This is a genomic window from Leptospira koniambonensis (assembly GCF_004769555.1).
Classification (GTDB): domain Bacteria; phylum Spirochaetota; class Leptospiria; order Leptospirales; family Leptospiraceae; genus Leptospira_B; species Leptospira_B koniambonensis.
Window position 1 is genome coordinate 341,512 of the sequence record NZ_RQFY01000012.1, and the last position, 23,286, is coordinate 364,797.

Annotated in this window: 21 protein-coding genes; 17 read left to right on the forward strand and 4 right to left on the reverse strand. The window is 39.3% G+C overall.

Features of this window, described 5'->3' with window-relative positions:
* Positions 1 to 7 precede the first annotated feature (7 nt).
* The 3 genes from EHQ52_RS19470 to EHQ52_RS19480 are packed head-to-tail and all read left to right on the forward strand — an operon-like array spanning position 8 to position 2,658.
* Entirely contained in the window at positions 8 to 877 is an 870-nt protein-coding gene (locus EHQ52_RS19470; protein ID WP_135617026.1) for a mechanosensitive ion channel family protein, read from the forward strand.
* Between the two features lie 47 nt (positions 878 to 924).
* Complete coding sequence (locus EHQ52_RS19475; RefSeq protein ID WP_135617027.1) at positions 925 to 2,013, forward strand: tetratricopeptide repeat protein; 1,089 nt, start codon at positions 925 to 927, stop codon at positions 2,011 to 2,013.
* 54 nt (positions 2,014 to 2,067) lie between these two features.
* Positions 2,068 to 2,658, forward strand: a complete 591-nt coding sequence (locus tag EHQ52_RS19480; RefSeq protein ID WP_135617028.1) for a hypothetical protein — start codon at positions 2,068 to 2,070, stop codon at positions 2,656 to 2,658.
* Between the two features lie 12 nt (positions 2,659 to 2,670).
* On the opposite strand, the gene pyk is transcribed toward EHQ52_RS19480, so the two are convergent.
* On the reverse strand, positions 2,671 to 4,095 hold the full coding sequence (gene pyk / locus EHQ52_RS19485) for a pyruvate kinase (protein ID WP_135617029.1): 1,425 nt from the start codon (positions 4,093 to 4,095) through the stop codon (positions 2,671 to 2,673).
* A 152-nt stretch (positions 4,096 to 4,247) separates the two neighbouring features.
* On the opposite strand from pyk, the gene EHQ52_RS19490 reads away from it, so the two are divergent.
* From EHQ52_RS19490 to EHQ52_RS19500, 3 genes are read left to right on the forward strand one after another with little or no spacing between them, the layout of a single operon-like run.
* Positions 4,248 to 5,105: a histone deacetylase family protein gene (locus EHQ52_RS19490; RefSeq protein ID WP_425269411.1), complete on the forward strand. Its 858-nt coding sequence runs from the start codon at positions 4,248 to 4,250 to the stop codon at positions 5,103 to 5,105.
* 4 nt (positions 5,106 to 5,109) lie between these two features.
* Complete coding sequence (locus tag EHQ52_RS19495) at positions 5,110 to 5,925, forward strand: hypothetical protein (RefSeq protein WP_135617031.1); 816 nt, start codon at positions 5,110 to 5,112, stop codon at positions 5,923 to 5,925.
* Positions 5,926 to 7,029 carry a SpoIIE family protein phosphatase gene (locus tag EHQ52_RS19500; RefSeq protein ID WP_135617032.1) on the forward strand — a complete coding sequence of 368 codons (1,104 nt, stop codon included), beginning with the start codon at positions 5,926 to 5,928 and terminating at the stop codon, positions 7,027 to 7,029.
* Here the strand turns inward: EHQ52_RS19500 and EHQ52_RS19505 are convergent.
* The 3 genes from EHQ52_RS19505 to EHQ52_RS19515 form a co-directional block, all read right to left on the reverse strand.
* Positions 7,012 to 8,757 (reverse strand): hypothetical protein, encoded by a 1,746-nt coding sequence (locus EHQ52_RS19505; protein WP_244244963.1) that lies wholly within the window; start codon positions 8,755 to 8,757, stop codon positions 7,012 to 7,014. The two genes, EHQ52_RS19500 and EHQ52_RS19505, sit on opposite strands and share 18 nt — an antisense overlap.
* A gap of 112 nt (positions 8,758 to 8,869) precedes the next feature.
* Positions 8,870 to 9,334, reverse strand: a complete 465-nt coding sequence (locus tag EHQ52_RS19510; RefSeq protein ID WP_135617034.1) for a putative lipoprotein — start codon at positions 9,332 to 9,334, stop codon at positions 8,870 to 8,872.
* An 86-nt stretch (positions 9,335 to 9,420) separates the two neighbouring features.
* On the reverse strand, positions 9,421 to 11,346 hold the full coding sequence (locus EHQ52_RS19515; RefSeq protein ID WP_135617035.1) for a glycoside hydrolase family 36 protein: 1,926 nt from the start codon (positions 11,344 to 11,346) through the stop codon (positions 9,421 to 9,423).
* A 106-nt stretch (positions 11,347 to 11,452) separates the two neighbouring features.
* On the opposite strand from EHQ52_RS19515, the gene EHQ52_RS19520 reads away from it, so the two are divergent.
* From EHQ52_RS19520 to greA, 11 genes are all read left to right on the forward strand, one after another.
* Positions 11,453 to 12,091: a ribonuclease D gene (locus tag EHQ52_RS19520; protein WP_100710526.1), complete on the forward strand. Its 639-nt coding sequence runs from the start codon at positions 11,453 to 11,455 to the stop codon at positions 12,089 to 12,091.
* Complete coding sequence (gene radA / locus EHQ52_RS19525) at positions 12,088 to 13,455, forward strand: DNA repair protein RadA (RefSeq protein WP_135617036.1); 1,368 nt, start codon at positions 12,088 to 12,090, stop codon at positions 13,453 to 13,455. The genes EHQ52_RS19520 and radA overlap by 4 nt, the downstream gene beginning before the upstream one ends.
* On the forward strand, positions 13,452 to 14,561 hold the full coding sequence (locus EHQ52_RS19530) for an LIC10775 family protein (RefSeq protein WP_135617037.1): 1,110 nt from the start codon (positions 13,452 to 13,454) through the stop codon (positions 14,559 to 14,561). The genes radA and EHQ52_RS19530 overlap by 4 nt, the downstream gene beginning before the upstream one ends.
* Before the next feature lie 5 nt (positions 14,562 to 14,566).
* Positions 14,567 to 15,370, forward strand: a complete 804-nt coding sequence (locus EHQ52_RS19535; protein WP_135617038.1) for a hypothetical protein — start codon at positions 14,567 to 14,569, stop codon at positions 15,368 to 15,370.
* A gap of 284 nt (positions 15,371 to 15,654) precedes the next feature.
* The gene (locus EHQ52_RS19540; RefSeq protein ID WP_135617039.1) at positions 15,655 to 15,888 is read left to right on the forward strand and encodes a DNA-binding protein; all 234 of its coding nucleotides are present in this window, start codon (positions 15,655 to 15,657) and stop codon (positions 15,886 to 15,888) included.
* 34 nt (positions 15,889 to 15,922) lie between these two features.
* Positions 15,923 to 16,636, forward strand: coding sequence for a flagellar filament outer layer protein FlaA2 (flaA2, locus tag EHQ52_RS19545; RefSeq protein WP_135617040.1), 714 nt, complete (start codon positions 15,923 to 15,925; stop codon positions 16,634 to 16,636).
* A 21-nt stretch (positions 16,637 to 16,657) separates the two neighbouring features.
* Entirely contained in the window at positions 16,658 to 17,599 is a 942-nt protein-coding gene (gene flaA1, locus EHQ52_RS19550) for a flagellar filament outer layer protein FlaA1 (RefSeq protein WP_135617041.1), read from the forward strand.
* Positions 17,600 to 17,931: 332 nt separating this feature from the next.
* A complete protein-coding gene (locus EHQ52_RS19555) occupies positions 17,932 to 18,501 on the forward strand; it encodes a hypothetical protein (protein ID WP_135617042.1) in 570 nt (189 codons plus the stop codon).
* Complete coding sequence (locus EHQ52_RS19560; RefSeq protein ID WP_135617043.1) at positions 18,498 to 19,028, forward strand: hypothetical protein; 531 nt, start codon at positions 18,498 to 18,500, stop codon at positions 19,026 to 19,028. The genes EHQ52_RS19555 and EHQ52_RS19560 overlap by 4 nt, the downstream gene beginning before the upstream one ends.
* 6 nt (positions 19,029 to 19,034) lie before the next feature.
* On the forward strand, positions 19,035 to 20,021 hold the full coding sequence (locus EHQ52_RS19565) for an SGNH/GDSL hydrolase family protein (RefSeq protein ID WP_135617044.1): 987 nt from the start codon (positions 19,035 to 19,037) through the stop codon (positions 20,019 to 20,021).
* Positions 20,022 to 20,451: 430 nt separating this feature from the next.
* Positions 20,452 to 23,229: a transcription elongation factor GreA gene (gene greA / locus EHQ52_RS19570; RefSeq protein WP_135617045.1), complete on the forward strand. Its 2,778-nt coding sequence runs from the start codon at positions 20,452 to 20,454 to the stop codon at positions 23,227 to 23,229.
* Positions 23,230 to 23,286 lie beyond the last annotated feature (57 nt).

Below are 23,286 nucleotides of genomic sequence, written 5' to 3' on the forward strand. Positions count from 1 at the left end.
TCTCATCATGGAAGAAATCCTACGGCTCATAAATCCGATCTCCCTTCTGAATTCGAAGGAAAGAACTATCACGGAAGAGTTCGTTCTGGTCGCATATTTTATCCTAACCTTGGTGATCGTTTATAAAACTTTCGTTTTAAGTTTCGATCGGATCAGTCCTCCTGCTGATAATTCTGTCAGGTATAATCGTAGGCGAGTGACTCGGATCTTGTTTGTGGTTGTGGGAGCAGTGTCCCTTCTGCCCGTAATTTTTTCTGGCCTTTCTTATCTTCCTACTGTGATGGGTCTTGCTGGAGCCGGTATCGTAATCTCCTTAAAAGATATTACTTTGAATTATGTGGGATGGTTGCTTATTCACGGTAGTAACGGTTTTGAAGTAGGGGATAGGATCGAGATCGAAGGTATTAAAGGGGACGTGGTCAATATAGGGATCAATCGTTTTACTTTGATGGAGCTAAGTCCCGATCCTAAATCAGAACAATCTACTAATCGATTGGTGCATCTTCCAAATCATACGATCATTCTTCATAAAGTATATGTGGTGAAGGAAAAAATGGGATTCGTATGGGACGAATTCAGGATTAAGATCCCGCATAGTGCTGATTGGGAAGCTGCCGAAAAAATCCTGAATGGAATTCTGAAAAATGGATCTATCATAGACCAACATAAAATGGATTATTCGGTCAGAGAACTTTCCAAAAATTATTTGGTCCGCTTAGGAAAGACCACACCAATCGTATACATGAATGTAGAAGAAGGTGGAGTGTTATTCTCTCTTCGTTATCTTACTCATATCAAAGAAAAAAGAAATCAAAAGGCAAGGATCTCAAGAGAAGTCCTCAAGGAATTTGGAGACTCCGGGATCCAATTACTATAGTGTCCTGAACTGATTTAAAAGAGATATATGAAACAGGTAGGTAAACCTTGAAACAATCTTATTCATTTCCATGGTCGATCCGTTTTACTAAACTATCCTTGTTTATTATCTTTTCCTTATGTTTATCTTCAGGGGAGATCTTTTCTGAAGAAATTTCCAGGCCGGAATACGAAAAAGCAGATCGACTGATCGAAAATCAGGATTATAAATCCGCATTAAAGATCCTTCTTGAATTCGAAAAGAAAAGGCCGGAAGATGATGTTTTACTATTTAAGATTGGTTTCAGTTATTTCAGATTAGAAGAGGATCAAAAAGCCTTAACATACTTTGAAAAAGCAATCCGATCCAATTCTAAAGAAGCAAAATACTATGATTACTACGGAGCAACACTCTATTTCTCAGGTAAGATAGACGAGGCAGAGAAACAATTCTTAAAATGTATTGAATTGGATCCAAAGGCGCAAAAGGCCCTGAGTATGCTTGGTGCCGTTTATGCAGAAAAAAGACAACCGTCCAAAGCGAAGAGTTATTTTTTAAAGGCCTTAGAAATTGATCCGGATGATCTGAGGGCGAATTATAGTCTTGCAGGTCTTTATTTTAACGAAGGAGAATTAGCGAATTCTCAAAAATATTTCGAGATCTGTTATAAATTGGATCCTGAAAATTATGCCACTGTCAGCTACTTGATAGAAAACTTATATAGACAGGAAAAATTCGACGAAGCGGAGAAGTATAAAAAACGCCTGGCTCAGATCAGGAATACTTCTAAAGATCCTCGTATTTCTAATTTGAAATATTTTCGATTCGATACTTTTGCTATCAAAGATTATATGATAGTTGCTCAGGAAGGTTTTGCTAAAACCGGAGAACTGTATTATTATTATGTTTTTTCGGTATTCGATAAGAGCGGAAAACATTTGAAAAATATAAATCTAGAATCCTCTGCAATTTTAAAAGAAGGGGGTTTCAAATATATTATCGGAATGGATAGTATAGAAGAAGGGGCTGCCAAACATTCTACTTCTAATATTGCGTATCCTGAATTACCTTCCTACTTCGAGTTAAAATCCGTATTGGCAGAAATATTAGAAGGCAAAGTAAATTTTCCCTATAGCACCACCGTTAGTCCAAAATAGTGAATTTTTTTGGAAATTATAGGCTCTATTTGGATAAAAAAAGATAATATTTACATGCAGCAAAAAAGCTTTAATAAAGAAGAATTATTACGCAGGGAGCTTGTAACGGACGAAAATCTTTTATGGTCTGGAGTTCCGGATCGAGGAATCAAATTCGTATCCAGCGATATTTTCCTTATTCCATTTTCTATTGTTTGGGCAAGTTTTGCATTTTCTACTTTATTTAGAGACTTCGAAAATAATCTTTTTTTTCCGTTTTCATTATTCTCTCTATTATTTGTTTTCGCTGGTGTTTATATTACAGTAGGCCGTTTCCTCGTGGATTCATTCTTTCGTTCTCGGACAATATACGGGATCACAGATAGACGTATTATTATATTATCTGATATTATTATAACACGCAAAGTGGAAACATATTGGTTATCCGACCTATCAAAAATAAGTTTATCCGAAAGTGGCAATGGAAAGGGATCAATATTTTTAGGAGATAAAGGTGCTTATTTTAATTTTTTCGGAAACACAAATCTATTTGGACGTAAAGGGGAGTCGGTTCCTTGCTTAGCATTTATTGAAAATGCGAGAGAGGTTCATAATAAGATTTTAAAACTGAAGGAAGAATCAAAAAATCGAATTTCCTCCTCCTAATTATTTTAAAAATTATCGTATCTTATAGATCTGTAAAAAGTCTACAGACTTTGCTTCTCCGCCCGGCGCTCCGGAAAGAATAACAACGATATCCCCTTGGACCAACATCCCATCTTCGGGGAGTTTATTTTCCATATAACGGATCATATCAAAAAAAGTTTCCATGAATGGCATCACGTAAGGCTGAACACCACGATATAATTTCATCTTCCTTGCAGTCGCTAAATAAGGAGTAAAAGAAAGGATAGGGACCTTAGGTCTCATTTCCGAAGTGATCAGCGCAGAATATCCACTTCTTGTAAAATTCACGATTGCTTTTGCGTTGATGCTATGTGCGATCTCTCTCGCTGCTGAACCGAGAGCCGCTCTTTCTATTTCTAATTCGGATTTTTTTAAGTTCCAATGTATCTCATAGATCCGATCTAAGTTTTCTGTTTCTCTTAGGATCTTTGCCATCATCTCAGCGGATTCTACTGGATATTTTCCACTCGCAGATTCTCCGGATAACATGACTGCATCTGTTCCATCCATAACTGCATTTGCGACATCACTTGCTTCTGCTCTGGTAGGTCTTGGATTATCCACCATGGATTCTAACATTTGAGTGGCGGTGATTACAGGTTTGCCTGCACGGTTTGCTTTATAGATGAGTTCTTTTTGTAAAACCGGAACTCTTTCCGTTTCCACTTCGACCCCAAGGTCTCCTCTTGCGATCATGATCCCGTCCGCTGCTTCTAAAATTTCGTCTATATTACGGATTGCTTCTGGTCTTTCTATTTTAGCAATGAGCCCTGTTTGGGTTCCTCTCATCATTTCGCGAGCAAGCTCTAAGTCGGAAGCTCTTCTTACGAAACTTAATGCGACGTAATCCACTCCCAAATTTAATGCAAACTTAAGATCTAATAGATCTTTTTCAGAAAGTGCAGGTGCTGAGATAGGAGTTCCCGGCAAATTAATTCCTTTGTTGCTTTTTAAAATTCCTCCTATTATAACTTTTAAAACGGCTTCTTTGCTTGATTTGGATTCAACTTCTAGTACGAGTTTACCATCATCTACTAATAGTTTGTCTCCCGAACGAAGATCTTCTATCATGGCAGGGTAGGTAGTGCCGACCGCCTCGGAGTCTCCTAAGTATTCCGCGTCGGGTAAAAGTCTGATCTTGTTTCCCTTTTCTAATTCGATTTTGGGAACCCGGAGTTTTCCGGTTCTGATTTTTGGTCCTTGTAGATCCGCCATGATGCCTAGAGGAACGCCGGACTCGGATTCGCATTTTCGCAAAGTTTCAAAAACTTTTTTGTGAACTTCGTGAGTGCCGTGAGAGAAATTCATTCTCGCGATGTCCATTCCGGCTCGGAGAAGTGCGGTGATAGTATTTTCATCTGAGGAAGAAGGGCCAATGGTGCAGACCATTTTGGTTTTTTTTTCCGGGCTAAACATGAATGGGAACCTCCGAAAATTTGGACGTATTTAAGAATGCTATTTCGTTCTTTACGGGGCGAAACCGAAGGGTAAGCTTGGGAAAAAAAAGGCACACCCAATTGCGCCAACTGTTAGAACGGCTCGCTCTAGTTTATCATCCGGAATACAATATGGACCTTGGTCCTCACGTATTCCCCGCACGTAAATACGCAATGATATACAATCAAGTCAAGGAAGATCCTAAACTTTCTTCTTTGCCTGCCCTCCAACCGGCCCCGGTCGGAGAGGAAGAATTAAGCCTAGTCCATACTCCTGAATTCATTTCAGATTTTATGAATTTGAGATATACGGATCGGACCATGTATTCGGAACTTCCCCTCAACCAAACTATGGTCAGAAGTTTTTGTCTAGGAGTGGGGGGAACCATTCTCGCGACTGAGATGACCGAAAATTATAAATACGTATATCATATCGGTGGAGGATTTCACCACAGTATGCCGGATCGTGCAGAAGGTTTTTGTTATCTAAATGATGCTGCAATCGCGACGAAACTTTATCTGCAAAAATATCCTGAAAGAAAGGTTTTATTTATAGATCTCGATCTTCACCAAGGGAATGGGAATGCTAGAATTTTCCAAGGAGATCCTTCGGTTTGGACTTTTTCTATGCACCAAGAAGAGTTATATCCTAAAAAAGAGAAGTCCAATCTGGATATACCTTTGGAAAACGGGACCAACGACAAAACATATCTTTCCCGTTTGCAAGAAGGTTTGGATAAGATCCAAAAAGAATTCAAACCGGATCTGATCTATTATTTCGCGGGTGCGGATCCTTTCGAAGATGATTCTTTAGGTGATCTAAAGCTTACTTTCGATGGGTTGAAGGCAAGGGATAAAATGGTAAAAACTTTTGCGGATTCTTTGGATATTCCTGTAGTGGTCATGCCAGCAGGTGGTTATGCAAGGAATTTCCACGACACGGTTCGTATCCATTTTAATACGATCAGGGTTTTCGCCTCCTTAATTTAATTACATGAGTATATTTTCCGGTTCAGATAAATCCACATCGGGTCAGAGTTATATCGATCCAGAGGCATTAGGCCTTATAGACGTAAATAGAGAATTCAAAACACATTTAGGGATAGAAGATACTCTATTCAATCGATTCTCCGCTAAGGAAGTTCACGAACTTTTGGAACAATCTGGAATGTTCGAAATGTTAGAGTTCAGAGGATTCAAAAAAACTAAATTAGAGATCCAAGGAATTTCAGAAGTAGACAATCGTATTTATATTAAAACTGAAGAGAACGAAATTTTAGTTCATATGCGTTTGAAGTTCTCAGACTTTCTTTTCAAAAAGATAAACGAATCTTTTCCCATGATCTATATAGATTGGTTATTAAGCCAAAACGTAAGGCTCGGAAAATTGGGAGAAAAGAAAAAATTATTCGAAGGCCAAGAATATCCGGGCCTGAACATAATGAACGAGATCACTTCTTTTATCCGTTTGCTATCCGGAAAGATCGGGGCAGCGGGAGCTTTTAATATTCCTGAATATTTTCACGATGCAGTTTTATTTCATAAAAATTTCAGATATTTATCTCCAGAAAAAGAAGGAGAATTTAGAGCACTACTCAGATGTTTTAAAAAAGAAAATCTGAGATCTCTCTCCGGAGCCATCCATTCCGGAAAAATTTTAGATCGCCAGACCTCTGCAGTATACTCTTGGAGTTATGGAGAAATGGTGTCCGCGACAAATCCATTTCTCGAAAAATCCTTGTTCGACGAACACTATGATTCTATGGTTGCCAGAATTTCCGAGACCAGGGAATTTTCTAGGATCGATTAGATGACATCAATTACGATTAAACCTGAAATTCTGATCATAGACGACGATCGGGACGTAGGAGAAGCTCTAGAAATTCTTCTCTCCAAATTAGGTTACAATTCTACTTTTTTCGATTCCGTGGAGAAGGGTAAGGAATATTTCGAAAAAGAATCCAACCCAATTGTCTTTCTGGACATTCACATGCCAAAAACCAGCGGGTTGGACGTCCTACCTTATTTCAAAAATTTGATTCCTGCTACCCAGGTCATCATGATGACTGGGGAAAGGGATATCAATAATGTGGTGACTTCTCTCACTCATAAGGCTTCCGATTTTCTTTTAAAACCGTTCTCTCTCCAGACAGTTCGCATCGCAGTCCAAAGAGCATTGGATTATTATACTTTGCTAAAGGAGAAGGAAGCGAGGGATGAAAATATCATGAGAGATTTGAGGCTTGCCTCTAAGATCCAAAAAAAGATACTTTCTGTTCCAGTAATTTCTCCTTTGGAAGTTATAGTGGACAATACTCCTGCTTCTTTCGTGAGTGGGGACTTTTACGTTCTTTCTAAAATTGGGAACAAGGTGATGGTGCTACTCGGTGATATCGAGGATCACGGAGTAACTTCTGGGCTTATCGGACTTCTTATGACCAGTATAGCAAGAGAAGCATATAAAGAAAGCCAGGACCCTTCTAATGTTCTGAAAAGAATGAATCTGGAACTTTCCCAAGAAATAGGAACTCATAGTTTAACTGCTGCGGTTGCAGTGATCGATTTGGAAAAAAAGACAATCTGTTATGCGAGGGGAGGACATCCTTTCCCTGTTTTATACCAGGCCGCAGGACAAAAACTTTTAAACGAAAAATCAGGACAGTTACTTGGTATCATGGATGCTCTCGAATTTGAGTCTCATGAGATTCCCTACGAATCCGGAGATGTTTTATTCTTATATAGTGATGGTCTTTTAAACAGTCTTTCTAGTCCTCTATTCAAAGAGTTGGAAGATGTCCGTAAAAAAGGTCTGGGCATCGAAGATTACCAAGAAGCGATCAGAACTTTCAGCAAGGTAAGTTTGCCTACTAGAGAATTCAGAGATGACTCTAGCTATCTACTTCTGAGACTCTAGTTTTCTTTCAGAACGATTTGGTTTTGCTCCTGGAAAGGTGCCTTTTCGGATATTAAAAAATACTAATTCGGGCAAAGAGAAGAATACTGAATTCAACCCATTCATTACTCTTTTTCCTTTGTCGAATGGGCTAGTAAATATCCCTAAAGTAAAATTACCGATTCCCCAGCCTAAGTTTACGATCCCATAAACTGGCCTGAGTAAGACTACATCATCTGTAAAAAATACAAAAGAAGAATCATCCGGATTACTTCTGTAAATACTGGAACTGAATACATTGGATTCTTTTAGATACGTTTTCCATTTGGAATTCGATTCATATAATTTTTCCAGAGCCACTTTTCTATGAGAAAGTTCTAAGGTTTCCTCTTTTACATTCCATTTTTCAGTGATAGAATCATAGGCAATAAACGGAATAAAAGTGAGAGAAGAATGAGGATCTATTCTTTTTCCGAGAATGTTTTGGTATTCCTGTTCGTTTAAGATAAATTCTAAAGAATCAAAAATTTCAGAAGTGCAGTTTTTAGTGATGAGTTTGAACGTATAAAATTGTTTTAGATTCTCATAATATGCAGATTCTGCTTTTTCGGAGCGGGCCAAATATTTCGAGATAATTTCAGGTTCTGGAGTCGGAAAAGAAAATACAAAATTCCCTGAAAGGTCTGGAGATAGTCTATCAAACGTATTTCGGATTGAAATTCCTCTACTTAAACCTGTTCTTAATTCCCAGTCCCTGTTTTCTAAATCTTCCCAGGTGAGATAATTTTCTTCTGTTAGATTTTCTGATTTTATTCTTTCTTCTCTAAAATTTTTAGATGCTTCTAATAATAGATCTGAACTTGCTTCTACATTTTTTTTGTCCTTGGACCAGGTGGTGGGAGCGATCTGATAAGCCGATTCAGGAAAGGTAATTAAGAAATAAAGTTTACCTTCTTCTATACTCTTTTCCAAAACTAAATATCTTGCGAGATTGACTAATACACTATGACCCCAGTGCGAATTTTCCTCTTTGATCAGTTCTACGATGGAATATTTGAGTGAGTCACGTAGTGAGATAAGTTTACCTTTTTCTTCTTCATTTAAAGAGGTTCCGGAAGAAAGAAAAATCGTTTCAGGATTTAAAGAATATCCCAAATCCAGTATTTCTAAAACGGAAAGTTTTTCTAATCTAGGCAGAAACCAGGATGAAATTCCTTCTTTATAGAATGGATAAGTTCCGTTTTGGACAGCTGGTGCTTCTGAGAATACTGTAAATTTTTCTTCGACAAGTGCAGAGTTTAATTCCTTTTTGATCTGTGTTCGTAACTTTCCGAGCCAACCTTTGCCAAATGAAGAGTTTAATTCTTCCTTTAAAGAAGAAAGATCGGCTCCTTCTTCTTTTTTGAAATAACCAAATGTTCTGATGTGGATATTCTTTCCTGGGCTAATAATTTCTTTTAAAAATTGTACATCTGCTCGGATAGATTCTAAATTTTTAATATGTTTGAATTGGATCAAAGCAAGTTTTTCAAAACCAGTTCTGATTTTGTCTAGATCTTTTTCTGAAATTGCTACGCGCGCTATTTTACTGGTTCGATTGGAATACGTATTATAAGAATAAGAAAATCTTTCGTAGGATTCACGGACTACTCTGAATATTTCGTCAGGGTAATATTGAAAATGGATGACTGTATCATCGAATCTAAGTGCGGAATGTCCTCCGCTGGACTGCCCAATATTTGCATTCACATAGATGAAATCTATATAACTGTTTTCAGAGCTTAGGCTATAAAAGGGAAAAAGTAAAAAAAGAAGAAAAAAGCGGCCGACTGCCGACCGCTTTCGCGCACTCGATCTCAAATTAAAGGGAAAGATAGCCTCTTTCCAAAGCCTTTGCGATCTCAGGTTTGAAGTTTACGTTTGCAGCAAAACTTTTAAAACCTTCTTCGCTCACTCCTGCTTTTTTGAGTCCTCTTCCTATGGAAACATAAGTGCTCTCTGAATTTTTCCAGTTGATCACTCCATTTTTAGAAGCGAGTTCTGCTAAGTCAGATTCAAATTCAGAAGAACGAGTGGATCCAGTTTGCAAATAGAATGCAGTTAGATTTTCCACATCTCTTTTATATCCTTTCTTTTCTGCCGCCGAATCTTTAGAAGAAGAGGAAACGGAAGAAACAACGGAGACCACAGCATTAGAAATACTTTGAAGTGAGTTCGAAGCAGAATCCGAGATTGACTTTGATACCGTATCTAAAAAACAATTTTGGGAGAGTAGGATACCAAATGTAAGTAAGCCTGTTCCCAGAATTTTGTGAAAAAATTTCATTGATGTACCTCGCCTTTGATCTTCCGAATTTTGGAAGAAAGTTTCTGACACGTTCGCGCCTATTCTCTTACTGAATTCAGTAAGAGTCAACTTTGTTTTCCGGAATATAGGACCACTGTGGACCATGGTTCCATTTCAATTTTGAGATTTTTTTTACGGGAATCTATCTCTAAGGAGTCAGGTTTTTTTCCTGTCCAATAGTCTATAGAATTCTTTTTGTCCCAAGGGAAGAAGAGAGAGAGTGATATCTCTTTTTTCTCATCACTTGGATTCCAAATCCCTAAATAACCGGAAGGATTGTAGAGAGCGCTCGGGAAAAACTCAGTTCCGAGCCCGACTGGAAGAGGAGTTTTGCCTCTACACTTAGATTGGAGCGCTAAACTTTTTTGTAATAATTCAAGTCTGTCTTCATTTACGAGAGAAAGATCGTCAGAGACAAATAACATTCCTCCGGATACAGACATGATACTTGCCATAATTTTTGTTTGGGCCTCTGTCATGCTGTTTTTCTTTTTACGAACTAAAAGACAGTCTGGATCATTTAGCCAAAGTGTTCTATGCATAGAAGCTCTGGTGATATCGTTAATGAGTGCTCTTTCGGTGCAGAGTCCGTTTCTATCCTTGACTAAGATCCTGGATTTTTCTCTGTACCAGAAAGGTGCCACGTCGCATGAAATTCTCATTGCATCAAATAGTCCAACGGAAGGAAGCATTGGTGCTCCACAGCCTAGGATAAATATATCCTTTCCGACTACTTTTCGAATGAACTTGATTGCATCCGCATAACGAGTATGAGGTGATACGCTTCTGTCATAGGTCCAGCCGGGCAGTAATGCAGAATATAAGAAATCCAGTTTTAGATATTTGTATCCGTATTCTTTTACTATCGTTTTGAAAACTGTGGCTAAAAATTCTTTGGAAGCAGGGTGGGTCACATCCAAACTATAAGTATAATCCACACCCCAATTTGGATTCCAAAGTGCAGGTACTGGATTTCCGTCTCTGTCTTTTAGGACCGCTTCTGGGAATTTTTGGAAAAATTTGGATTTTTTACGAACTAAGAATGGAGCAAGCCAGATCCCAGGGATTAATTTTTCAGAACGAACAGCTTCTGCAAGTAAACCCATTCCGCCAGGGAAACGATCGTTTGTTTCTAGCCAGTCTCCAATTTCTGCTTGGTAACCATCATCTATTTGGAAAACTTTTAATCCTAAATTTTTGGATCTAAGTTCTTTCAAATTTTGAAGAATGATCTTCTCAGAAATTTTGGTATAATAATGATACCAAGAACACCAGCCGGTTGGGACCTGAGTCTCAGGTAGTTTAACTTTTAGATTTTTTGCAAGTTCAGCAAAATAGTTTTTAATAAAGATCGCTTCGTCGCCTGTGAATTTGGAAACACGGATCTGAGTAAGAGGGAGTTTATTTCCTTTAAAATCTTCGAAGCGGAAAAAATCATATACTACTCTAATATCTCCGCTGAAAAAATTATCAGTTGTCTTTTTGGAAGAAGGTGAAGTTAAAATCTTAAACTTAACTCCTTCTTCTCCTTTGGAAACTGCTCCTGCAAAAAATTTAGAGTCTTCGTTTTTAGGTAAAAGGATTACATACGCTTCTGAGATCCAGTTGCCTTCTTCTCCTGCATGCTCCGAATAAATATTTTCTTGGGAGAATTGCAAAAATCCTAATTTAGGAGAAACATCTGCGTCTTCTAAATTTTCAGCGGCGGAGAGACTCCAGGATTGGTATCCATGTCTGAAAATTTTACCTTCTTTGATCCCATGAGAGGGAAGTTCCCACTCGAAGGTAAGGAGTTCTAAACCAGCAGGAGGCCTTCTTTCTGCTATCCATTCTAAAACGGGAGCATACGTGGATTTTCCAGGGGATTTGACTAATTTAAAGGAAAACTTATAATTCCCGCAATCGCTCTTGGTCTCTGCTCTTCCTGCCGGAAACTCAAACTGAGACTTTTGTTCTTCTTCATAGATACGGGTTCGCAAAACTGCTTTCATTCTAGGACGATGGTTTACTGATTCGAAAGATAGAAAAGGAAAAAAACCGCTGGGGAGGCCGGACTTTTCTTGCGGACCGGAGATCCTATTCGGATATTTTGGCTTTATGGCATCTAACCGCGCGAACAATAAGCCGGATCTTTTTCCGGGAGATCTTTCCGAAGAGAGATTCAAAGAATATTTAGAAGACGATCATTTGGCAGTAGATTGCGAAATGATGGGTTTAAATCCAAGAAGAGATCGTCTTTGCGTGGTCCAGATCTGTGATTCTAAAAATAGAGTGAGCCTGGTGCAAATTCTGCCCAACCAAACAGAGGCTCCTCTACTCAAAAAATTATTCGAAAATCCTGATATCATCAAAGTATTCCATTTTGCTCGTATGGATACCCTCTTCTTAAGATACAGACTTGGGATTTTGACCAAGGGAGTTTTTTGTACTAAGATTGGATCCAAACTTGCCCGCACTTATACAGACAGACATGGTCTGAAAGATATTATCAGAGAATTTTTCGATGAGACCCTGGACAAAAAAAATCAGTCCTCCGATTGGGGAGCTCAAAGTTTAACTAAGGATCAGATTGAATATGCATCCGGAGATGTTTTATTCCTCATCTCTCTTTCCCAAAAACTCACTCAGATATTGATCCGAGAAGGAAGATATGAACTCGCTCAAGAGGCTTTCCAATGTCTCCCTGTATTCAATCAGATTGATTGGCTCCAAATGGAGAATTTATTCGAACATTGAAAAAGAAAATTTCCAAAACCTTTCTTTGCCAATCCTGCGGACAGGAATTTTCCCGTTGGGCAGGCAAATGTGAATCCTGCGGAAAATGGAATACGATTGTAGAAGAATCGGGAGGGGATCGTTTTTCTTCTTCTCCCAGTTACAAAAAATCTGCAGTCTATAAGGAACCTGTTCCTATAGATTCTATACCTTCGGATGATACAAAACGTCTGAGTTCAGGTCTTTCTGAATTGGATTTGGTTTTAGGCGGCGGACTTGTTCCTGGAAGTTTAATTTTAGTAGGTGGAGAACCTGGAGTAGGTAAGTCCACACTCATCTTAGAGATCAGCAGAAGTATGATCTCTCAAGGCAGAAAAATATTATACATCTCTGGAGAGGAATCTGCGGCTCAAGTCGGACTTAGAGCTTCAAGGATGAATGTTCTATCAGGGAACCTTCTTCTTTCTTCCGAAACATACGCGGAGAATATTTCTGCGATGGTTGAGGATGTTGCTCCTGATCTGGTATTTGTAGATTCTATCCAAACTCTTACAAGAGAAGCACTTCCGAACCAAGCGGGAACAGTTACACAACTCAGAGAATGTACACAAGTTCTTTTGGAAACTGCAAAGCGCACTGGAATTCCGATCGTAATGACAGGACATATTACTAAGGACGGAGCGATCGCAGGTCCTAAGGTATTGGAACATTTAGTCGATACGGTATTATACTTCGAAGGGGACAAACTGAATTATTTCAGACTTCTTCGCGCCGTAAAAAACAGGTTCGGCGCAGTAGGAGACCTCGCAGTTTTCGAAATGTTGGAATCCGGATTAAAAGAAGTAAAAGACAGACAAAGAGTATTTATCAGTTCTCTAACAGAAGGAAAGAGCGGCTCAGTCATCAGTTCTGTTGTAGAAGGAAGCCGAGCTCTGAGTGTAGAAGTCCAAGCCTTGGTAAGTAGAACCAATTATTCTCAAGCAAGAAGAATGGCAGAAGGTCCAGACACTCGAAGACTCATCCTACTTGCGGCGGTCATCGAAAAATACTTAGGACATACATTATCAGAATGTGATATATTCGGAAACCTGGCAGGAGGACTGCAGGTGGACGAACCGGCGCTCGACCTTGCGATCTGCGCTTCTATACTTTCTAGTTACACAGAAAGACCTGTTCAATCAGGATTTGCGGTCATTGGAGAAGTTGGATTATCTGGAGAAGTTCGTTCCGTTGGACAAGTCTCCCTTCGATTAAAAGAATTGAAAGGTGTAGGAATAGAGACAGTTTTTCTTCCAAAAGGAAATCTGGCAGAGTTAGAAAAAATCCCTGGAATGGAAATTGTTGGGATAAGCGCTCTAAGAGAATTAGAAGGTTTATTTAAGTGAAATCCCGGATTTTAAATAATCCGGTTTCCCGTGTTTTTTATATTATAAAATTATTATATACTATTGTTCTGGTTTCTCTCTGCACGTTTGCTGTGCCTATATTCTCTCAAGAAGTTGATCCACTTCTTCGACAGCCTTGGTTTTCCGACCAGGAGAAAAAGGAAGAATTACTTTATAATAGGCTCCAAACTGCATATCGATTAAGTGCTCATTATGTTTGGAAGACTGATTCCAGATCTCGAAATTATCGTTTTTACAAAGATGGAAAAGTAGAAATGATACTGGATCGAAATTACAAAGAAGTATTTCCGAACAGACAAGAATTGGATCTACATTATAGCGAAGCAGAAAGTTTGCAAAAACATGCAAATCCATATTCTGCAATTCGACTCTTAAAGGGTTCCATGTACTGTTATCGATTGAGATACGGGAAATTAGTGCCGGAAGGTTATGAAAAAACAGCAAAACTTCTGGGAAAATTTTTAGATCAATACGCACATAAAGAAAAAGAATTACAAAGACTTACAGATCCATTCGGTTGTTGGACTCCAGAAGTTTTAAAGATCAGAAGTTCAGACTTTGCATATTCATTCGATCTTCCTCCCGAGTTGACTTATTTATTTCCGGACGAAGACAGAGAGTTTTCTGGAGAAGACCCTGACTATCTCTGGCAAGTGCATAGATTCTACCAAAACTTTCCAGTGGAAGGAGGACCTTCTACATGGGAGAAAGAATATAGAAAGAATAGTGAAGGTATCTTATTCTTTCGACCGGATCGAATTGTTTTCACTGTAGGAACAACGCTTCATTTTCATCCTTCTATCTTTAATGCACAAAACTACTATCTGATTTGGGATTCACTTCGAGGTATCAATTCCAGGACAATGAAAGAATGGAATTATCTTCGCAAAAAAGAAGGGGACCTATATAGAACAAGTTTCGATTTTGTGGGAGAAGATGGCCGCAAAAGCCAGATCATCATTTTGGAAAAATTTTATTTAAGAGGGACCAGAGGAATCCTATTCTCTTTGGCCTATCCAAGCAAATTAGAAGCCCTCGGCACTAAAATCTGGAGTGGATTTTCTTCCTCTGTCGTCGTAGAATAGGGGAGATGTTTGCCTTAGTCAAAAACTGGGAAAACCAAAGACCTAAAAAGCCTGAACCTCCTTGGAGATTACTTGGTTTGGGCCTTCTGTTTGTGAACGGAATGGCAGCACTTTTCTTGCCAATTGGACTTTTTGGGACATTGATCTCCACGATCGCCTGTCTTGGTTTTTTATTTCTTCCTATGTTCTTTATGACCCTAAGGCTGACCAAGTTTTACGGAAATAGTATATTCTTTGCTTTGTTCCTTGGCTTCGTCTCTGCACCTGTTTCTGCTTTGTATTTGAGCCATGCATTCGGCTTCTTCCTAGGCCTAAAATCCCCAGAACAAACTATCTTCCAAAAAGAAGGTGTAGTATCCAATTCTCATATCTATAGATTCACAGATTCCAAGTTTTTATACAAATACCAGGTCACTAAGACCACTCCAGGTTCTATTAAGAAAACATTGTATTTCCATGTGGCGCCCTGGGTTTCTTCTGATTGGAAAGAAGGTGACGAGGTCCTAACCTGGGCGGTCTGCCCACAATTCTCCGAAAAAGTATGTGATTGGGAGAAGCAGAACGCAAGAGTAGGGCAATCATTGTCTCATTCCAATATTGCTGGGTTAAACTCGTATTATGCGGAAGCAGTCCTGGAAGCCTGCAAAAAGTTCGGTTTCGATCTTCCCAAAAACCCAAGGATCCTTCTCCCAATCTCCAATCCGGAAGAAGTTTTGTTCAATATGGGAGTCCTGGGACTTGCTGGCCTTCTCGCCTTAAACTATATTTGGATCATTGGCATTTTAGTTTGGAATAAGAGGAAACGTTAGAAAGGTTCACGCCAAGACGCAAAGCGAAGAAGAGCTATCATTTTCTTCAGAAATACCTTCTTTTCTTCGCGCCTTCGCGTGGAAAAGGGCTGAAGCAAAAGATATTATGTCTCATATAGACGAGCTTTGGCGCGGGACTGGAGTTCCTACCAAGATTGGGTTGTCGGCCCAGAGATCCGATTTTTTCGATTTTTTCTTCAAGATCACAAAAAACTTTTTACTTGGCTAATTTTGCAACTTAGGCTACCGATATTTATACACAGAGACGGGAAGGAGAAATCTATTTGGACCCCGAAATCCTAACGGAGAAGGTCGCAACCCAGAACAAAAAGTTTCTGGTAGATCTAAAACGGAATGAGAACGGATACTATTTAAAAGTTTCCGAATGGTCCAATAGCAAAAAATCTTCCATATTCATTCCGGCAGAAGGTGTCGGAAAGATGATCGAGGTATTACGTAAATTCCAAGGCCTGATTCAGGATGGAGAAATTACGGACATCCCTCCCTCTCAGAATTAGATTGGATTGCACTAAATCTTTAGGAGATATTCTCATGGGGAAAAAGACGTACTTATTAGCTAGCGTTCTCTTTTTCTTGGCTATTACCGGAACTTCCGGTCAGCAGCCTGCGGGAGGGAACCAAGGCGGCCAGGGTGGCCAAGCACCGGATCCCCTCGAGAAAATTATACTCGAAAACTTCGAGGAGTCCGAAGACTGGAGAGCTAAGTCTACTACTCCCCTGGGAGAGACTAAAACTCTTAAGATGGTTCAAAGAGGTCTCATCCGAGACGTATTCGATGAAAATACTGTTCCGGATAATGGCGGAGACCAATTAGAAAAGAACCATATCCTCGGGATCAAAACTTTTTACAACGATAGAGGATTCGATCGTGTAGAAGTTTTCCCTCCTCACGAATATATCGTAAAAGGAAAAGCTCGTCAGATCTCTATTTGGGCTCTGGGAAGAAAATTCCGTCATACTCTATTCGTTAAACTGAGAGACTATAGAGGAAAAACCCATAATATCAGAATGGGTCGCTTGGATTATTTCGGTTGGAGAAAATTAACTGCAACTGTTCCAGGATTCGTTCCTCAAAGTACCAGATTTGCACTATTGGACAAGAACCTAAGATTCGTTTCCATTTTCGTGACCTCCGACGTTCATGAAGTTGGCGGAAGCTTCTACTTTTATGTAGATGATTTAGAAGTTCGTGCCGATAAATCTGATACGAAGTATCCTGGTTCTGAAATTAAGGACAATTGGTGATATTACTCCGGTAGGAAACGTATGAAAAACCTCAGCAAAAAAACTAAAATCACCGCGGCAGTAGTAGTAGGTATTTCTTCCATCCTTCTTCTCGGGACCGTGAGTGCGCAATTTATCAAAAAGAAAAAGGGCGGGATCGAATCTCCTACCGGTATCGACGTAAGTGGAATGGAGTTACGCTCCATCACTGTAGAATCTTGGGATAATCCCCCAGGCGCTGCTCCTTACGGTTGGGAAGTTGCTACTGATAAAGACACTCTTGTTCCTCAAGGACAACAGTCTCAGTACCAGCCAACTGCTTCTAACGCGCAAGCATTGAGAGAAGTGAAACTTCTACCAGGAAAACCTGGAGACATCAAGAATGTAGACGCTGGAACTGGAAAAGTTTTGGGAGTGAAGTTTGCATTCACTTTCCCAGGAGATAACTCAGTAAGTATCCGTCCTCCTCGCACTCCTGAATACGAGATCACTCGTAAAATGGCATACTTAGACGCGAACAATAAAAGAAAAGAATTCAAGATCTATGGTGTTGAATTCCCAGGGATCGTAAAAGCGGTTTCTGTTTGGGTTTGTGGTCGTGGTAACGAATATAATCTAGAGGGTTGGTTAGAAGATTGGAAAGGTGATTCTCATATCTTCCAATTCGGAGATCTGGACTTTATTGGTTGGAGACCTCTTACTTTTGAAATTCCTCCGGGAGTTCCTCAAGACGTAAACTCTTTCCCTCAAGTTAAGACACTTGTATTCAAACAATTTAAAATTCGCTCTCGTAACGATACGAGCGGAGAAACTGTTTATCTCTTCTTTGATGAGCTAAGAGTTCTTTCTGACGTATTCGAAGTTCACTTCGACGGAGCTTCTATCGACTTCGATGCGGATGATTGCCGCTCTAAACGTAAGTTGGATAAGATGTTGAAAGTGAAAGCAGAGAAAGAATGTGAAGGTGGTGGAAACGGCAAGTAAGCCTTTCTCACAATTCGACTCTAATCAAAACGCGGGAACTTTCCCGCGTTTTTTGTTTTATAATAGTTTCGCACGGAGAATACGGAATTCACGGAGTTTTTCTCTGCATGCTCTTGTGCGGAGCGGAATCATTATTCCATATTTATGTAATATTTTTCTGTATTTCGTATTTTTAATATGGAAAATATGTCAAAATGGAGATTTATTTAATTGGGCGAAAATCGGTTCAAGTAGGCTTATACATGAAGGGGAGGATGCTAAATCTCCCTACTTCTTATTCTTTTTTAATATTTATACTGTTCCCCCTGTTTTTTGCAGACTGTAGTACCGATTTGGATTTTCAGTTTGGTGCTCATGCCAAGGCGAAGAGCCGTTTCGAAAAGGCCTTAGTCTCTTTGCAGATTTTTCATAATGCCATTTTACAACCTTCTGCAAGTGAGATCGAAACCCTTGGAGAATTTGAAAAATCTCTGATAAATTCCGGTTGGAACAAGCCTGAAAATATCCAAAAATCCGCGGACGCACTTTCCGAAACCTTCGCCTTTTTAGGGACCGCCGATGGAGAAATTGAAGCTGATATGGAAGCTTGGGACAAAGGAGATCTAGTATGGCCAAAGCCGATTTCTTCTCAAAAATTACAGGAAATTCGGAATTCTCGCCTAACGGAGATGAGATCTTATTATAAAGGACAGATGGAAGGGATAAAAAATTTAACTTCGGAAGAGAGGCAGTCTCTAAAATTGAATGTATCCGCCGGGATTTATCTATATAGTTATATGTCCGAGGCGGATCAAAAGAATTCTTTCATGGATGAAGTCTTTCAAAAAGAAAATGCGAGTTGGTTGGTTCGGACCCGAGAAGAAATTATCAAGGAGCAAATACGGAATGGAGAAGCGTTGTGAAGAGTAAACTTATTATTCTATATTCGGTATTTGGCTTTTTCTTTCTTGGTTGTCCTCAGGATCCGAACGATAAATACGAGGATCAAAATCGGCTTATATACTTGAGTATGTTGTATTGGGACGGCGCATTTGTCCCAAGGGAAAATTACTGTCGGAATTTGATAAGTTCAATTCCAAATAATCAGGAAGTATTTGTAAGCATCGGACAAGGAGTGAAAAAGGAACCAGGCTTCAATGGTACAAATTTAGAATTGAAAATCTTGGACAGTAGTGGATGCAAAATTCGCTTTGAATTATATTATTGTGATTGGTTTGATAATGCAGTCTATTTGTTAGATCCACCACCGAATCCGGGAACATGTAATATTTCCGCCTTTACTTATTTAGAGGGTCCTTCCGGAAATCAAATCAATTGTTCTATCAATCGATCCAACTATTACAGATACGCAATTTATTCCTATGCTGTAGATTCTGCAGGAGATGTGCCTGCATCTTGCAATTACAGTATTAAGGTAACGAATTTTTGAGATAATATGAAGAAAATTATATTACTCATTTTCCTACTTTTAGGATATTCTGAAGTTTCGGGGCAGATCTATTACGAAGGAAATGGACATCAAAATGATTGTGATACAAAGAGGGATGGAGGCGATTCCATTCCGATTTCGTATATTCAATACGACGCAAACACAAGAATAACAATTTACGGAGATAGTCGAACGGACTTTGCTGATTCGATACCTTATAACTTTTCCAATATGAATGCGCTACTTGGAGCAGATACATCAATTTGGAATGTTCAAAATTTTGGAGTAGCAGGTTGGACGAGCGATGATTTATTTTTCAAATTAATTGAATGTTTTAAAATTGATCCCAGTACTGGTGCGCCTATCAATTCCAATTATGTAACGGCTACAAAAGTAGCTTTTGAGATCGGCGGGAATGATATTTTACATATGGCTCCCTTCTTGTATTCTTATCGTTGGCTTCTTCCTATTAGTGTTTTAAGATCCAAGGCAAATATTGATAGAATCGTAAGTATCTTTCAACGCCGGAATAAAAAGATCCTACTCATTGGGAATTATCCGGCGGGAGGTATGCCGAGCGGAATGAGTCAACTCGGGGAACATTCAAATACATATCCGCTTAGTCTTGGATTTGCACTATCTATCGGGTTGATGGCATTAGAAAATGAATATGTAGAACTTGTAAATAGGCGCCAAATTGAGTATATCAGAGTTTGGGACTATATGGCGCTGTATCCTGGAGCGCCTGTGCCTCGGGCGGATTTAACTTTTGGAGATCTGATTCATCCTTCCCCGGCTGGATTTCAAGTCTGGGGCCAAGCAGTTGGAAATAAGATCCGTGAATTAGGTTGGCATCTACCGGACACTCCGCCGGAACCACCGCCTCCGAATGTGGATGATACTAGTCCGGATGGCACAACAAATCCGAATCCACCGCCACCGGCGATCGATCCGATCTTACTCTGTTTTCTTCTGAAAATTTGCCATTTGTAAAAAATGGTATCGAATAGGAAAGATCTACTCTCTCGCAAAGAGAAGATTTGATCTGTGAAATTTCTTTTTTATTCCCGAACGGTTTCGCGCGGAGAACGCAGAGGTAAAAGAGATAAAGAGGTTATCTCACGCAGAGACGCTAAGACACAGAGACTTAAGATATTTCTATTATCTAAATCCTCCGCGGCTCCGTGTCTCTGCGTGCCACAAGTCTTGCCTTTCTTTCAAACTCTACGTCTATAGCTTAAAATAAATGCCAAAATGCATCCCTAAGTGACACGTACAGACACTCTGAAACTCTAACACCCAAATTCTAGTTTACGGATAAGCCTAAGCTGCTATAATTGATCTGAAAGGGCTCTTAAGAGACAAAAAAACCGCCCATCCGAACCTATTTTTGAATGCCGACCCCGTCGGCGGAGTAATTCCTATGTCTAACGAAACTGCGACAACCGCGGAAACTAAGCCTGCCAGCGAACTGGACAAGCTGACTTCTCTTTTCAACGAGGAGATTTATGTACGCTCGGACGCAAATTCCATTCCAGCATCTAAATTTAAAATTTACGACGATCTTATAGAATCCTTTCAATCATCCGGACTTATAGATTCTGCCAAAACAAAATTGGAAGAACATCTTGCTGATCATTCTGAAAGTATTTCTGCAAGATATATGCTTGGACTACTTGGACTACAGAAAGGAAGTATAGACGCTGCTTCTTATTTCAAAACTTTGCTGGATTCTTTCAAACAAGCCAGCAAATGGGTCATCATTGAACATATCACTGACAATATTTTAAAATTCGGAGAGGATCGTTATGCTCTTCGTTTCAAAGCAGAAGCTCTTGAAAAACTAAAGAAGAATAAAGAGCTAAAACCTATCCTTGAAAAACTTGCAAAACAAGACCGCAAGAACCCAGAGATCGCTAAAAAATACGCATTAGCAATTCTTGATGAAAATAAAGAGAAAGCAGTCGCTTATCTAAAACAAGCGATTGAGACTTTTGCAAAAACAAAAGACTATCTACAATTCGAAGAGATCTGGCCGATTTTCGTAACCAATAGTTACGATGATATCCAATTCGTAGAAAAAGTAGAACGTATCCTTTTAGGTCATCGCGAAAAGACCCGTCTTGCAGGTTATCTTTATCCATTAGTTGAGCCATTCAAGATCACTGAAGATTGGGATAGAGTGATCTATCTTTTGAAAAAGATCCTGGATCATGAGCCTGTTTCCAACAAAGCAAGAAACGAACTGATCAGAGTTTATAAACTGAAATATGCCAACCACAGCTTGTTGGAAGATTTCTTAAAAATGTCCGAGTTAGGAAATAACAGAAAACCTGTTAAGGTTTGTATTTCCAACTTCGAAAGAAACATCGTATTCGATACAGGCAACTACGTTCTTCACAGAAACTGGGGAGTAGGTAAGATTGTTTCTATTTCGCCTAATGGAGATTCTATCTTTGTAGACTTCAGGGATAAAAAGAATCATAAACTTTCCATCCAAATGGCGATCACCAGTTTGAAACCTTTAAAAGGGGATCATATCTGGGTAAGATTTTATGAAGACAAAGCTTCTGTTGTTTCTCTATTCGAGACTGATGTTCCTGGCTTCTTTAAAGAATTATTAACTTCTTTCGAAAACCATATGTTGGTTGCCGAAATGAAGGCAGAGATCGCAGGAAAATTTATCCCTGTAGTTGATTGGTCTAAATGGTGGAACAAAGCTAAGAATGTTATCAAAAAAGAAGATAACCTAGGCTTTAACCCTAAGAAAAAAGACGAACTCTGGTATAGAGAAAAACCAATCACTTATGCGGAAGAATTGACTGAAAAATTCAACGCGAACGCAGATCCTGCAAAACGTTTAGACATCGCTATCGAAGCACTTCGAAACAAAGAAGAGGCTGAATCAGCGATCGATACTTTCGCTCATCATTATTTCGAAGAAGAGCAAACTCACGATTCATTCCGCAAGATAGTTGCATATCTGTATCTGGATGAAGTCGCTTCTACCATGGAAGGTGACGACGGAAGTCCTTACGATTTCCAAAGGTATCAAAAGTTGGATGATGTTTCCAAGATCGTTAAGTCTCTCAAAAGAGAAGAGGTTCTGGAATATTCTTCTAAGATCAGCAACTTAGATATCAAAAAGTCTTTTGTAGACTTAGTGAAAAAATCTCATTCTGAATGGGTCAATATTCTTGTTGGACTTCTTTTCGAAGTTCCGGTTAAGAACAACAAATACGTAGTTTCTGTTCTGGAAGCTGACGGAAAGTTCGCTGAACTAAACTTATTCATCGAAACTTCATCCAGCCGTGCTAAAGAAAATCCTGAAGTATTCCTTTGGGTGGCAAAATCTATCCTTCTCAAAACTTGGGAAGAAGAATGGATGAACGTTTCCAGACAAGATCTAATCTTAAGAGTTCTTCGTTTACTTAAACCTCTAAACAAAATTGAGGAAAAAGGAACTAAACTTAAGAACACCTGCCAAGAGATCCTTTTTGGAAACGAAGCAGCTGTGATCAGCGAGGCGATCCAAAACGGAGATTCAGAATATATCCGCAAAGTTTATGCTCTTTATAGAGAAGTTCCTTATATCGAAGAGACTGAAAAAGACAAATTGATGTCTCTCATCAGAGTTCTTAAACCAGACCTTATCTGGGAAGATGAGGATGATGATGAAGAGGAAGAAGACGTTCTCGCAAGAATTCCAGAAAACGCGGTTATGGTTACTCGTCGCGCTCTGAATGCTAAAAAAGCAGAGTTTGATCATTTGGTAAACGTTGAGATGCCTGAAAACTCCAGAGATATCGGAGAGGCTCAGGAGAGAGGGGACTTAAGAGAAAACGCGGAATACAAAGCCGCTATGGAAAAACAAGTCCAGCTCCAAGCTCAGATCAAAAAATTGGAAGCAGAACTCAAAGCTGCTATTGTTTTAGATCTTTCCAATGTGAAAACGGATCGTATCAATATCGGAACCACTGTAAAACTCAAAAACGAGTCCAGCGGAGAAGACCAAACTTATTCTATCTTGGGTGCTTGGGACGCGGATACTGAAAGAAATATTATTTCTTACCAGTCACCGCTTGCTAAGTCTCTTTTAGGTAAAAAAGTAGGAGATAACGCTTCTTTAAATCTTGGCGGAGCAGAAACCAAGTTTAAAGTCCTGCAAATCAGTAGATACTCTCTCCAAAACCAAGACTAAGACCAGAGAGGAATTTTTCTCACGCAAAGGCGCCAAGTTAAGAAGATATTTATTTAA

What these genes read in the sequence shown, in the direction of transcription:
- EHQ52_RS19520 (WP_100710526.1), top strand. Translation starts at nt 11,453, where the DNA reads ATGGCATCTAACCGCGCGAACAATAAGCCGGATCTTTTTCCGGGAGAT.
- EHQ52_RS19470 (WP_135617026.1), top strand. Translation starts at nt 8, where the DNA reads ATGGAAGAAATCCTACGGCTCATAAATCCGATCTCCCTTCTGAATTCG.
- EHQ52_RS19565 (WP_135617044.1), top strand. Translation starts at nt 19,035, where the DNA reads ATGAAGAAAATTATATTACTCATTTTCCTACTTTTAGGATATTCTGAA.
- EHQ52_RS19495 (WP_135617031.1), top strand. Translation starts at nt 5,110, where the DNA reads ATGAGTATATTTTCCGGTTCAGATAAATCCACATCGGGTCAGAGTTAT.
- EHQ52_RS19480 (WP_135617028.1), top strand. Translation starts at nt 2,068, where the DNA reads ATGCAGCAAAAAAGCTTTAATAAAGAAGAATTATTACGCAGGGAGCTT.
- pyk (WP_135617029.1), bottom strand. Translation starts at nt 4,095, where the DNA reads ATGTTTAGCCCGGAAAAAAAAACCAAAATGGTCTGCACCATTGGCCCT.
- EHQ52_RS19490 (WP_425269411.1), top strand. Translation starts at nt 4,248, where the DNA reads ATGGACCTTGGTCCTCACGTATTCCCCGCACGTAAATACGCAATGATA.
- EHQ52_RS19535 (WP_135617038.1), top strand. Translation starts at nt 14,567, where the DNA reads ATGTTTGCCTTAGTCAAAAACTGGGAAAACCAAAGACCTAAAAAGCCT.
- EHQ52_RS19500 (WP_135617032.1), top strand. Translation starts at nt 5,926, where the DNA reads ATGACATCAATTACGATTAAACCTGAAATTCTGATCATAGACGACGAT.
- EHQ52_RS19510 (WP_135617034.1), bottom strand. Translation starts at nt 9,334, where the DNA reads ATGAAATTTTTTCACAAAATTCTGGGAACAGGCTTACTTACATTTGGT.
- greA (WP_135617045.1), top strand. Translation starts at nt 20,452, where the DNA reads ATGTCTAACGAAACTGCGACAACCGCGGAAACTAAGCCTGCCAGCGAA.
- EHQ52_RS19515 (WP_135617035.1), bottom strand. Translation starts at nt 11,346, where the DNA reads ATGAAAGCAGTTTTGCGAACCCGTATCTATGAAGAAGAACAAAAGTCT.
- flaA1 (WP_135617041.1), top strand. Translation starts at nt 16,658, where the DNA reads ATGAAAAACCTCAGCAAAAAAACTAAAATCACCGCGGCAGTAGTAGTA.
- flaA2 (WP_135617040.1), top strand. Translation starts at nt 15,923, where the DNA reads ATGGGGAAAAAGACGTACTTATTAGCTAGCGTTCTCTTTTTCTTGGCT.